This window comes from Phocaeicola massiliensis B84634 = Timone 84634 = DSM 17679 = JCM 13223 (assembly GCF_000382445.1).
Classification (GTDB): Bacteria; Bacteroidota; Bacteroidia; order Bacteroidales; family Bacteroidaceae; genus Phocaeicola; species Phocaeicola massiliensis.
Map to the genome: position 1 here is coordinate 1,972,455 of NZ_KB905472.1, position 13,244 is coordinate 1,985,698.

A 13,244-nucleotide genomic window follows, 5' to 3' on the forward strand; every position below is an offset into this window, starting at 1 on the left:
ACGGATTTAAAGTTTATATTCTTCTAATTCAGAAAGAAAAATCTCGTACTGAATTCTGTTTATTGCATTCGGTATGTTTTTTCTGCATAGGCGAGGGAAATCGTTGCTTACATTGTACATTGAGAATCCCACATTCGTAAATACGAATTTGTCGTATTCTGGAGAGAAATCGAATTCGTACATACTCAGTTTAGACATGAAAGTCTCTCTATTTTGAGCTGTCCCCATTTTTGCCATTAGGTTTTGAACCAGTACATTCAATTTTATACCACTGAATGTTGGACTCATCTTTTCCAAACAATAAATAGCAAGATAGCCCTCGTCATCTCCATCCAGCTGCTCAAGTGATGAAATCTTTACAGAATCTTTGCCTGCACTTATTGCCTTTATCTCATACCAAACACTCTCAGTAGAATAGTCCTTATGGGTCTTTTCTGGACCCATCCAGCTATCTAATGCCATATCCACACCATAGTGAGGAATCATATAATCCTGCATAAAAAGCAGTTCGCCTATCAACCCCATTACCTCATTGTCATTCATTCCACCATTATTGGGTCGGAACAATTTTTTCCATGAGAAATATCTTGAACAAAGTGTTTTATAAGCATCTTCATCGTCCTTAATAGCTTCCGTAGAATCGAGCAAATCCTGGCAAAACGTACTAAAATATTCCAGTAGCTCTGAATTACAGAGTGAAAAGCGAAGAATATAATTCTCGCCACTCTTTCCCTGCTGTACTGTAATCACATCCGACTGAGATATTCTAACTGGAACGTATGTACCTCTAAAATCAAAGGCATAGTTTCCTTTCTCATCCTTTCCTACAAAAAGACTGAGGTCGCGGTTTTCACCAACACGGATAAAAGTTCCGCTTTGGAATCCTTGCGAGAATGTTGTAGATAATTTATTCTTCATCCTCTTCTATTTCGTCTGGTTCATCAAGCATGTTAAGCTGATAATATGTTTTATTAACTTTATATTTCTTAGTTTTACCTGTTTCTTTTAATCCAGGGAAACCAATAGCAAAAGCTATCATTTTATTGCCATTAAGTTTCTCTATGAATTTTAAGGCATTCTTGTTGGCTTCAATATTTTCTGGCTCTACCGGTTCGATGAGCATAATTATCAATACAGGTTTTCTGTGTGGAAGATGCTCAAAATATGCTTTAATAGGAATATGCCGTCCTTCAAACTCAGAACCTTCTCTCGCCCAAACTTCTCTGCATCGTTTTTCTGCCAAATCTATCTCATCTTGGCTTAAGCAGAACTTTCCTTCTCGTAAACCAAGAATCCTACGACGACTCGAAATTTGAATTACATGATCATGTTCCTCAATCTGACGTTTCGGACAACGTATCATTTCAAGTCCTGGTATGTCATAAAAGGTCTGCCCATCACCACCTTCGAAAACAATATCCCATTTATCTACTCCTTCTGTTTCTTTGTCGCAAATAAAATCAATTAAGTTTTGCCGGTTAAATTTCATGTTAGCTAATGAACATTTTATATTAGACAGGAAGTCTACCACTAATTCTTTGGACACATCAGAAAAATATCTAGATTTATCAATATCTGAACATACATCCTCATCTTTGTATTTGTCGACATTCGCGAAACCAAATTTATAATCATTTTCAAACAGGTGGGCAGTAAAACATTTTACTTGATTCCAGTTCTCTTCATTATGTTCCACCTTGACACTAAGGTAAGGGGTATCACAGATATTTCCATAGTAGGATTCCATCATCAACAATTCGTACGCGGTCCGCATCTTATTGTTAGCTGTTATCTGTAATTCGTCACAATAGTCACGAACTTTAATACCGAAATCTTTAGGAGTAAGATGTTGCTCAAACATTTTCTTAATATCTGCTTTCAATTCGGTGGTGGCTGTCGCTATTTCTCTATACCAAGTTGCACTTGCTTGGCTTGTCCATATTTGGAACAAATCGGCATAACCAGGTCGATAACCAAACCAACGCCCCATCTGCATCAACACATCAAATGTTGCAGTGTTTCGATAGAAATAGCTTACAAGTAAGCCCTCTAATGTGAGACCTCGCGAAAGAGCAAGTCCTCCAATAGCAATTACTCTCAACGAAGAATTAGATTTGTAATCTAATTTGCTTGCGCTACTACCATTAACAACGATAATTTCCATCTTTGGAACATCAGCTTCAATATCGAACACAGCACCTAATAAATTCTTCTTTTTTATAACATCAATAAAACAGATATCAGTAATATTATCAAAATGTTTTTTCCAAAGTCGTTTCAGTTCTTTATACAGTGACAGATGAGCATTCTTTGAGGTATCTTCGTCAAAGTTGTATTTTAGTATTTGAATAAAGTTGTTCTGTATTTCTTCAATATGTTCCTTAATCACCTGTTGCACCCTTATGAAACGAGACATATTAACCAACATACTTCTTGGTTTAGAGGCATGTCCTCTTAAATCTCGAATAACATTTGCCAGATAATAACAATAGATGGACTCCTTCAGCGAATTTGGCAAGACTCCATTCCATTCTTTTTTGTGACGAGAGTAGAATGTCCCAGAATTAAGTTCTTCTATATTTTCGTGTAAATCAGTCCTATATTCATCTGAAGTGTAGTCTGGTTCTTCAACATCAGTTATAAAACGTAAATTGCGATAGTACTCTTTATCCTCATTAAAAATTTTATCAGCACCAATATATGAGGAAGGGGTCGGTAACGTATATATGAAATGCTCTGGAAACAAATCTGCATTCTTCATACTGTCCACCGAATCCGGATCTATAAAAACATTTGCAAATGGAGTAGCAGTAAAACCAATATAATTCGCAGTCTGAAAAAGATTGCAAATCTTACGAATTATAGCGTTTGTCTTAGTTGGATCTGTATTATCTTTTTTTGTATTAACCGATGCATTGTCTGCCTCATCGTCAATAAGAAGCATTGGATGGTTTATACTATTTGTACGAACATCCATATTCTGGTTTTTCAACCAATCATGCAATTTTGTCAGAACTGATACATTTTTTTTAACGACAAAAAGGACCAGAGAATTATGCTCCGATAAAGTCGTTGAAATCAAATTACTCCCTTTAACAAAATCTTTTACACATGTAGTAAAAGAAGTAGCTCTACGTTGCTTGTTGTCTTTACCAACTCCTACCTTCCCCTCGCGAATATGTTTTTCAACCTTACGAATAGTGTACCCAACAACACTTTCATCAATACGTTCCTGTGTTTGCTGACGAAGACTTTCTGTTATACCAGCTAGAAGAATAACAACTTTATATCCTGCATCAGCTGCTTTACAAATCAGACCTGAATATGTAGCGGTTTTACCAGACTGTACATCACCAATTATTAAGCCCCTCTTCAAACGTTTACCTTCAAATTCTTCCTTTGGATTGTATAAACAATTCATTATGTCAGGCAATGTCTTTTCGTGCAAAAGATTAATACTTTTGTCGTCAATTGAAGTGTGTTCTTTTAAATAACGATAATATCTCTCCCAAAAATAGCTGTCATCTACTTTATCATTGAAATACCACTTCTTTTGTTCATAATCATCATAAATAATATTGCCCAATACATGAGTGATTTTCTCTCGGTATTCTATTTCTTCCAACAATTTATTTTTGTCTTCCTCATCACAATCAATACCAGAGAAGGCTATTGCGTCTTCAATCGCAGGCTTAATATTTTCCAAAGATGGAACAAAGCCCGACAGTTCCTTCATAAGTTCCAAACGTGCGGAAATTATGAGTAGAATCTTATTATATGCTTCGTTTGTTAATTTCATCCTTGTAGTTATCTAAAAGTTTTTCCTCAACAACTTTATATTTGCAGAATGGCTCTGATTTCATCAGATCAGAAACAATCTCTATTATAGATTTCTTGTTAAAAGATTTTGCCAAGTTTACCATATAAATCCCAAGTTGGAAAATCTCATCGACACGATTATCTGGTTCATCTTGACTGATTGCATCATTAGACTTGTCAATGTAAATCTGCTGAGTCGGAACGTTTTGCTCAATTTCTTTCAAAAGCATCTCAAGCAGAGTATAGTCTTCTTCTGACATTCTATCCCTCACCATCTGGAACACTTTGCTCTCACGATTGATTTGATAATAAAAAGTCTTTCCTCTGCCTTCCATTCTATCCCAAATATAGTCAATATCCTCAACATTTTCTTTTCGACCACGATGGGTTTGCTTCCTAACAGAAATATCCATCGCATCAATCACTGTTTGGCGCAATTGACGCTGAATTTGCTTTGGAATAGAAGCTGTTTGTTTCTTTATATCAATACTCCATATGTCATCAAGTGAATTCGGAATATCTACTCTAACTCTAGCATTTTTTGTGAGTTCACCACGCGGTTTCATCCCGAACCAAGTTCCCCAAATTATCAAACGTTTATTTCGATAAACATAGAAACCTTGTTTGATTCTTAATGTTTCTACTCCTCCTATGAGTTTTCTGTGTTCATCGTTTAAATCTGTTGCAAATGGCAAGATATACGGTTTAACCCAGATTTGCCGTTCTTGCCCCTTACTGTCCCGAATAGCAATGGAGCGTGCTTTCTTCGTTGTTGTCTTAGAATGTGATTCAAGGAAAGGATCCATTGGTTTTATCCTCCCTTTATTCAAGTACATCTTGATCTGCTCCTTACCTTTTGCTGAAAGAAAGTTATGGAAAATCAGAGCAATATTATTGGCTACAGATTCTTTAAGTTCAACAAGAGCATCATAAACCATTCCACCACTTGATTTCTCCAACACATCGAAATCCTGCCATAGTACAAGCGTGCCATGTGGCAATTCAAGGAGAGAGTGAATATAAGGAAGTGCTTTTATTTCATTTTTAGACAGCTCCTTCACCACCCACTCTTTTCTATTTTGAATATAATTATAATCCCAAGAATAGCTACTAATCTTCTCTTCCTGCAAACTGACAACCGTCAAAATTCTACATTGAGACAAAGAGGCAGATTTCATTCCTAAACCGAATCGTCCCAAATCATTTGCATTTCTTTCAAGTTCAGAGTCCGTACTTCCATACCTCATAGCCTCAAAAAGGACGTCTGCAGACATTCCTTCTCCATCATCTAAGATTCCCACAACAAGATCCTCTGTAGGTTCTGAAGGGAAGAATAGTTTGACTACGCTGCAATTTGCACTGATACTATTGTCTATAATATCTGCAATAGCAGCTTCGAAAGAATACCCCATTGAACGCATAGACCCCATAAGAGTATCAGCTTGTGGAATGCTTTGTCTATAAGTACTCATAGTTATTCCTTATTATATGATGAATCGTATTCCATAATCTGCGCCATCACTGCTTTAGACAATAACGGAGGAACCGCATTACCTATCTGTTGCTGTATGCTCATATGAGGTCCTTGAAAGATAAACGTATCAGGAAAACTTTGTAAACGTGCCGCTTCCCTCACCGATAAACCTCTGTCTTGATATGGATGAATTAGCATACTCTTCCTATAGTTTGAAATGACAACAGAAGGGCAATTTGCTTTCAGCCGTTTATATATTCCACTATGACAACGAGTCTTGTCTGAATAATTTTGCATCAAGAACTCCGGAATAGCTCTCCAATTCTCACCTTGACCGATATATTTGTAACGTTGCATCACAAGATCGTTACTCTTTGACACAAAATTCTGCCTTGATTCTACAGAACCTTTTCTCATCTGTTGCGCATAAGGGCTAGATTCCTTTATTGACTTAGTGTAAGGCAATGAATCTATCATATCACCATTATGTAAAACAGGTAAATCTCCAATAGCTTCTTCTACACTCACTTTATAATCAAAAGGCTTTGGAAACTCAAAGTCAATTCCTTGGTTATTTCCGACCATAAACATTCTCATCCGTCTTTGTGGAACACCATATTCATCAGCCCATAGAACCTTCCATTTGACTTTATAGCCTGGTTCTATCTCCTCAAAACAATGTTTTATCATTTCTATTGTCTCTCCATTGTTCATTTTAGTCATTCCCCAAACATTTTCAAGGACAAACCATCTAGGCTTTATTTCCGAGACCAAACGAACAAACTCTTTGAACAATAAATTATTAGGATTGTCCATATTGCGAGACATCGTATTTGACATAGAAAATCCCTGACAAGGAGGGCCTCCCATGATTATAAATACTTCCTCGTCCTTATTTAAGAAATCTATAGCTTTTACATCCCGAATATCGCCACATATTACTTTTGCTCCTTTGTGATTAAGTTCAAAAGATTTGGCCGCATGAGGATTAACCTCAATAGCATAGCGAACCTTAATTCCCGCCATTGAGCCGCCCAGACTTAATCCACCTGCTCCTGAAAAAATGTCTATACCGATTTTTTTCATAAGCCGAGCATCATAAGACATTATTATCTTTTGTTGTAGTTAGCAACTGTCGAATGTCAACATCCAACAAATTCGCTATTTCTTGCAATTGAATAATAGATGGTTGCGATTTATTAGAACACCATCTTGAAATTGTGTTCTCTGATTTGCCCATTTGAGTTGCCAACCATCTATTGGTTCGTTGCCTTTCAGCCAGTACCGCCTTAATCCTATTCATCATTATTTGTTGATTGTTCGACATCAGTATTCAAATTATACTCGTTATATTGCAAACAAAGATACATCTAATTTCCCATATAGCCAAGTAGATAAGCAACAAAAACATCGTTTAAAGGAATGACTACAGTTGGCATAAAGATATGCAAAAAAACACATGTATTGTTTTTATCCATTCCATCAATGAATTTCACCTTTCAAAAAATTATGCTACACAAACATTATGTTCGCGCAGCATAATACAAAGTTTAATCGCATCCAATCGCTCAACTACTTACAGCTCAGACATCTATCTCGTATCGCTTGGTAATTTGGCACATTTTTGCTTGGTAATTTGGCACACTATAATAGTCATTCCGCCTTATATCGCCCATCCAACACTCCGGCAAACATATCCGCTTCTCTCTTGGAAATACTTAATCGTGTTGCCAATTCGCGCCATCCTTTTACAGCTTCAATCACCCCCGAAATCATCTTTTCTGCTGTTTTACGGTTTAGCATGTAGTCTTCGCAAGCATCCAGCAAGATACTCAGCTCTGCTTTATTAGAAGTTAATGAAACAAGCAAACTTTGATACTCACTCAGCGTGGGATTCATGTCATATGCAGGAGATAGTGTCCAACCTTTTGCAGTCAAAAGAAAACCGTGATTGCGAAAATGGTCATCAGTATTGCCGATACAAATATTGAAAGCCACACGGCGGTATAGTTCCTGTAGGTTTCGCTCCACATCGGTACAGCTCTGAATAATAAAGTCGACTATATCCAGATAGCCATGCCCGGTAGTTGCATTGTCACCATCACTCAGCCCCAACAAGGTCATGGCAGATGCAAAATGAATGCGTTTTCCTTCTTGGGTTCTATCGAAGCGTTGTGACAGCAATGTATGATATCTCTCTCCAGTTGCCAGTACTTTGGTTTTTGCAGCGTTTATCCCTGCTTTTGTGGCAAGCAAATGACTGAAATGCTCCCAAAGTCCAACATCATAGTCATCCTTGCGCGATGGAAACTTGGCCACATAAAGAACTTTATCTGTATCTACAACATTTGCTTTAGGTCTTGCACCTCCCAACGATGTTCCCGGTTGCACAAGTTGTGCAATCCATTTCCTATCAGGGAGAATATTGTTTTCTTCACATTTTTCTATCTCGGCACTGGCTGCAATCAGTTCCCGAATATCCGTCAAAGGTGGAATTTTCAATGATTCACTCACATTGATAAATTCGCCATCGAGGTCTTCCTTAAAACGGAATCCCCCCATTCGGGAGAAATCATCGATACCAGTCAAGAAATCGAAAGAAGACAATCTCCTTACAGGTCGCTTTTCTTCTGCTGCCGCAATTTGCTCTCGACGCAACAACAAAGTACGTCCCCAACGATCCGGCAAAGCATCAGAAAAACATCCGAATATATCCTTGTTCGGTTGTGTATATTGTTGTCCCGGGTAATTATTCAGGTCGTCACTCAAAAACAGATCGCTGTGCTGCCTTAACCATTCATTATTGAACGTAAAACTATAGCTGTCCGCACCACGAAGAGACTCATAGCCTAGTTCTCCAATGAGTTCCATTTCTTTGAGCCAATCGAAATCGGCATATACATACAACTTTTTCATAGATTATTCTTTCTTTGATGCACGTTCTCTTGTTTTCAAACTCAAATCTTGCAAAGCTTTTCCCATTTTATCTTCTTTGGCAAGCAATAGAATATCATCGTCAAGTTGCAATGCGTACAAAACACGTAGATAGATCCCTATTGCAACAGTAGGAATCCCTTTTTCTATTCGGGACACAGTAAGCGGTGAACAGGTGGCACGTTCAGCAACCTGAGCCACACTCAGATTCCGACGTAAGCGAGCCAACTTAATCTGCTCACCTACAATCTGCATCTTCTGCTCCAATTTTCGGGAAAGCTTGGTTCCCATTGTATTCTTTGCCATTACTACATCAATTTAAGGTGCAAAGCGACTATGTTAATGACTTTGTCATAATCAACCTATCATATAATATGCAAAAGTAATACTTTTTATTTATTTAATGATGTATTACACATAGGAAAATGCACGTCTTGGCATTATTAACTATATACATAATCTATTTTGAGCAAAAACTTCCAAAAACTAAATGCTATAATGTTGTTTGTAATCGCCATATACACCTACCAACAAACAATATGTTATTCGTTACAAACAATGCAAATTGTTCATCATACACTCATCATATCAAAGAACTATTTTGCTTGCCAAAAGAAAAAGATATAACTCCACTCTCAACTTGACTTTAATGACCGTTATTATATACACGGGCAATAAAGTCAAGTCAAACAGAGGGGAAGAAAAGAAAAAAGGCTTCAACTGAATATTTCTCTTTTGGTCAGCATACAATATCCGTGAAAATATCTTGCATTTAGTTGACACTATAGGCGAAAACATCACGGAATTTTGTACCTTTGTAGTCGGATAGAAGATAGGTGAACTTCATTGAGGACACAATATTTCCTCATGGTTCTGATTCATTGAGAAAAGAGTGTAATATAGCCTTAAAAACAAGTCCAAGAGGTTCAAAAACAACTTTTCTACCGATTAAATTGCAACAATCTATCATTCAAGCAGCTATGTATGCTGCATCGAAAATTCCGCCAACGAGGATTTAGAAAGATGTAATTCTGGCAAAGAATTCAACTATATTGAGAAATTATCGGAATATTTTTTAAACTCTCCAATGAATATTGAAAATATTTCTGTATTTTTGAGATCATAATAAAAACACTTTCAATTTTTAGAAGCAAATATATGAAACAACAGTTTTGCCAGAGTTGCGGTATGCCTCTCACTGATACAAATAAAGGAACAAACTCTGATGGAAGTTTGAACAATGAATACTGTTCTTATTGTTATCAGAAAGGACAATTCACACAAGATTTTACCCTGAACCAGATGATAGAATTTTGTACCCAATTTACGGATCAGATAAATAAGGAGACAGGATGGAATCTTACTCCGGAACAGGCTAAAGAAAATATGAGACAATTCTTCCCTACTCTTAAACGATGGAAAGAAAAAGATGAAAGAACACTTACAGAAAAAGCAACCGGCTTGCTTGCACAATGTAAGGAGATTACGATTGTCTCAATTGACGCAGAAGGATTTCCACGTCCGGTTCCAATGTCCAAAATCAGTTCAAAAGGATGTAATGAGGTATGGTTAGCAACCGCTGCCAATTCAGTAAAGGTTGCAGACTTCAAATTGAACAACAAAGCCGGACTTTGTTATTCAAACTATGGTGACAGTGTTGAATTGAGAGGAATCATTGAGATTATAACTGATGACAACATACGAAAAGAAATGTGGCAAGACTGGCTCATCAATCATTTTCCGTATGGCCCTACAGATCCTAATTTTGTGCTTTTACATTTCATAGGAAAAGAAGCTACATTTTGGATTAATGAAGAATTCTCACACGAAAAATTGTAACATAAATTCATATTATGAAGAATAGGCATAGCATTCTTTATGTCTTGCATTCATTATGGAAAGAATAAGATATTTAGGACAACAACCTCTTACTGAAAGGACAAAATTGCAAGATACAAATTAAAACAGCAGACAATGGAAATTCATAATTTACTGGATGTCAAATCAAGAACCGAGTGTCGCCTAACGGTTTTTTACAATAGACAAGGATATATTGCAAAAAATACAATCTGACCCGGTAGTGTGAAACAACTTCTGCCAATTTCCTGATTTATATAAGCGAATCAGAATTGATGCTATCCAAATCAAGAAGAATCAGCCCGAACTTTTTGAAAGTCGCCTGAACAAATTCATAGAAAATACTCGAAAAGGACTCCTTTACGAAGAATGGAATGACAACGGAAGATTATAAAATTACAGAAAAGCATTAATCTATTTCTATATTTTGTTACCTTTGCATCTAAGATATTAAAAACAAAGATTGTTCAACCATATGGTAAGCATTCTATTTTCCGCCTTGACGCACATTATTCACAAACCTACCTTTGCGCCATAACCAAATAACAACAATGATTATGGCGAAAGAAAAAGTAAACTATCAGGAGGTATATGACCTCTACCAGTTATGCAGCGAGACCAAGGATCTTCGCGAGTTCTGTGCGGATTATGGAGTAAACTACGACAAGTTCATGAACTGGCAACGTCATCAGCTTTGGAGCGAGAAGTTAGGCAAGACAGTTCAGGTTGATCAGCCCAAGGTTGCTAAAGTCCAGATAACCGGTAAACCTTGCAACAGTCCAACTGTTAAGATGGAAGTGAAACAACCGGAAGGCGAACCTCCTATTAAGTGGGTGAAACTGCAATTGACATCTGGAGCGACATTGTTTCTGAGAAACACCAGCGTTCTTGATCTGAGTCTGTTGCTTAATAAAATGATAGGATGATATGCTTGGACTGAGTGCTAACCTGAACTATTACCTGTTCAACGGTAATGTGGATTTACGGAAAGGCATCTTCCGTTTGTGTGAAAGTATAAGGCAAGAGATGTCACTTGACCCTAGTGATGCGTCCAATGTATATATGTTCATGTCCCGTAACCGGAAGGTCGTCAAGATACTTCATTACGAACGCGGTTTTTATGTGCTTTACGAGAAACGTCCTGTCATTGGAAAGTTCAAGAAACCTGTGTTTGACGAGGTGTCAAAATGCTACCGGATACAGTGGTCTGACATGGCTTACCTGACGGAAAGTATCGTAGTCGACAGAATGTATGTAACTCCTAAAGAATGAATAATAAGGCGTTGATTTACAATGGAATAATACAAAAATAATCGATAAAAAGTTTGCGTAACTGCCTGATTTTTCGTACCTTTATATCATGATTGATGAAAGAGCATACGAGTTACTTTGCTGCCAGCTGGGTCTGGCGAATGAGGAAAAAGCAGGGCTTCGCAAACAGAATAAAGAACTGATTGCGAGGCTTGAGTCTATTGAAAAATCCAACAAGGAGAACTCAAAAACTCTGATTGATACAATCAATGACCTCAAAGAATCCCTCGAAAAGCAATCAACCACGGTTGAACATTACAGGAAAGAAATGGAACTTATGAGGAAGCAGCTTGAAGCAAAAGACGAGGTGAACATGATGCTTGCAAACGAGATATCCAATCTCAGACTTCAGCTTGAAGACAGCAGGAAACACCGTTTCGGCCGTACATCTGAGCAAAGAAGGCTGCTGAACAACCGTAACATTGACAAGTCTGCAATGGAGAAGTCCGAATATGACGGTTCTGACAAGAAAGGTGATGATGATAATAAGGCCAATGGTAACGAAGCTGGTGGCAATACCTCTTCCGATAACGCAACAGCACAGAACAGCAAGCCTTCAAGAAGAAAGGAAACCGCACCACGTGCGGAAAAGACCAGGCTGAAGGTGGACAAGGTAGTGGTACATGAAATAGAAGACTATTACCAACTCCCGGATGGTGCAAGGCTTATGAACCGCAACGGAATGGCTGATGTGTGGGAATACAGGTTTATAGAACATGTGCGTGCCCATAACGTGGAACATGTGTACAAGGTGGCAAGGGTAAAGCTTGCAGACGGCACTTTCACTAACACGATGGAGCATCCCTTGAAAAACCTTGGAGGAATCTTCTCTCCTGAACTGCTTGCCCGTCTGCTTTGTCTGAAATATGACTTCAGCATGCCTGAGAACAGACAGATAAGACTGCTTGCAAGAGAAGGCATCCATATAAGCAATACCACGCTGAACAGCTATATCCACAACGGAATCTCCAGGCTTAGGGAGTTTATGGAAGATGTCTTCAAGAAGTTTGTACAACAGGCAAAATACCTTATGGTTGATGAGACTACCGAACTCGTTGGAGTTGAAACACCGGAAGGTAAGGCTTACAGGAGAAAGTACTTATGGGCTTTCTTTGCAAAGCATGTCAAGTTGGTTTATTATCATTACAATAACGGCAGCAGAGCATCTGATGTGGCAAAGACCTTCCTTGATCATTTTATGGGATCTATATCTACAGACGGATATACGGTTTACAGAATGTATGACGGAGAAGGCTCAAAGGTGCTTCATATAGGATGCTGGACGCACTGCAGGAGGTTGTGGGTTGATGCTTTGCCATCAGACAGGACGGCGATGGACATAATAGATTCTATCGGTGATTTATTCAGGAATGAAGACCTGTTCCGCACAATGAAACTCAGCAGTGAGAAGATAAAGGAAAAAAGACTTAAACTTACGGGACCTGTTCTTGAACGTATACATCATAAGGTGGTCATGATGATGCAGGATGCGAAGATCATGGCTAACGAACTGATAAGAAAGGCTGCGAACTACACGATAAACCAGTGGAAATCCTTGAGAAATATCCTCAAGGACGGTTCAGCGGAAATATCCAACAATCTCTGTGAGCAAAGAATGAAACCTGTAAAGCTGCTGCTCAAGAACTGTATGAATATAGGAAGTGAGGCAGCCGCAGAAAACTCGGCATTCATCTTCTCCCTGATAGAAAGCTGTAAGTTGAACGATATAGATCCTCAGGATTACCTGAAGCACTTGTTTGAATGTATTCTTCATGGTAAGGACTGCGACAAGAAGGCTCTTCTGCCATGTTTTTATAAATCGGAATGTTAAAACTAAACTATTTTCTTA

The 13,244-nt window shown here is 38.0% G+C and carries 12 protein-coding genes; 5 read left to right on the top strand and 7 right to left on the bottom strand.

The features are described 5' to 3' along the window. Window positions 1-6: 6 nt before the first annotated feature. From HMPREF1534_RS10685 to HMPREF1534_RS10655, 7 genes are all read right to left on the bottom strand, one after another. Window positions 7-918, bottom strand: a complete 912-nt coding sequence (locus HMPREF1534_RS10685; RefSeq protein ID WP_005939595.1) for a PD-(D/E)XK motif protein — start codon at window positions 916-918, stop codon at window positions 7-9. Continuing rightward, window positions 908-3,799 (bottom strand): Z1 domain-containing protein, encoded by a 2,892-nt coding sequence (locus HMPREF1534_RS10680; RefSeq protein ID WP_005939596.1) that lies wholly within the window; start codon window positions 3,797-3,799, stop codon window positions 908-910. Before HMPREF1534_RS10680 ends, HMPREF1534_RS10685 begins: the two co-directional genes overlap by 11 nt. Next, entirely contained in the window at window positions 3,774-5,291 is a 1,518-nt protein-coding gene (locus HMPREF1534_RS10675; RefSeq protein ID WP_005939598.1) for an ATP-binding protein, read from the bottom strand. The genes HMPREF1534_RS10680 and HMPREF1534_RS10675 overlap by 26 nt, the downstream gene beginning before the upstream one ends. A gap of 2 nt (window positions 5,292-5,293) precedes the next feature. Next, window positions 5,294-6,379 carry a DNA cytosine methyltransferase gene (locus HMPREF1534_RS10670; RefSeq protein ID WP_025066855.1) on the bottom strand — a complete coding sequence of 362 codons (1,086 nt, stop codon included), beginning with the start codon at window positions 6,377-6,379 and terminating at the stop codon, window positions 5,294-5,296. Window positions 6,380-6,389: 10 nt separating this feature from the next. Beyond that, entirely contained in the window at window positions 6,390-6,620 is a 231-nt protein-coding gene (locus HMPREF1534_RS10665; RefSeq protein ID WP_005939605.1) for a helix-turn-helix domain-containing protein, read from the bottom strand. Between the two features lie 326 nt (window positions 6,621-6,946). After that, window positions 6,947-8,209, bottom strand: a complete 1,263-nt coding sequence (locus HMPREF1534_RS10660; protein WP_005939610.1) for a type II toxin-antitoxin system HipA family toxin — start codon at window positions 8,207-8,209, stop codon at window positions 6,947-6,949. A gap of 3 nt (window positions 8,210-8,212) precedes the next feature. Beyond that, window positions 8,213-8,533 (bottom strand): helix-turn-helix domain-containing protein, encoded by a 321-nt coding sequence (locus HMPREF1534_RS10655; protein ID WP_005939613.1) that lies wholly within the window; start codon window positions 8,531-8,533, stop codon window positions 8,213-8,215. An 852-nt stretch (window positions 8,534-9,385) separates the two neighbouring features. On the opposite strand from HMPREF1534_RS10655, the gene HMPREF1534_RS10650 reads away from it, so the two are divergent. The 5 genes from HMPREF1534_RS10650 (at window position 9,386) to tnpC (ending at window position 13,226) form a co-directional block, all read left to right on the top strand. Continuing rightward, window positions 9,386-10,066 (top strand): zinc ribbon domain-containing protein, encoded by a 681-nt coding sequence (locus tag HMPREF1534_RS10650; protein WP_005939616.1) that lies wholly within the window; start codon window positions 9,386-9,388, stop codon window positions 10,064-10,066. A 304-nt stretch (window positions 10,067-10,370) separates the two neighbouring features. Then, window positions 10,371-10,478, top strand: coding sequence for a hypothetical protein (locus tag HMPREF1534_RS19785; RefSeq protein ID WP_260397896.1), 108 nt, complete (start codon window positions 10,371-10,373; stop codon window positions 10,476-10,478). 163 nt (window positions 10,479-10,641) lie between these two features. After that, window positions 10,642-11,010 carry a hypothetical protein gene (locus tag HMPREF1534_RS10645; protein WP_005936264.1) on the top strand — a complete coding sequence of 123 codons (369 nt, stop codon included), beginning with the start codon at window positions 10,642-10,644 and terminating at the stop codon, window positions 11,008-11,010. Between the two features lies 1 nt (window position 11,011). Further along, window positions 11,012-11,356, top strand: a complete 345-nt coding sequence (gene tnpB, locus HMPREF1534_RS10640) for an IS66 family insertion sequence element accessory protein TnpB (protein WP_005936267.1) — start codon at window positions 11,012-11,014, stop codon at window positions 11,354-11,356. 88 nt (window positions 11,357-11,444) lie between these two features. After that, window positions 11,445-13,226 (top strand): IS66 family transposase, encoded by a 1,782-nt coding sequence (gene tnpC, locus HMPREF1534_RS10635; protein ID WP_005936270.1) that lies wholly within the window; start codon window positions 11,445-11,447, stop codon window positions 13,224-13,226. The last annotated feature ends 18 nt before the right edge of the window (window positions 13,227-13,244 follow it).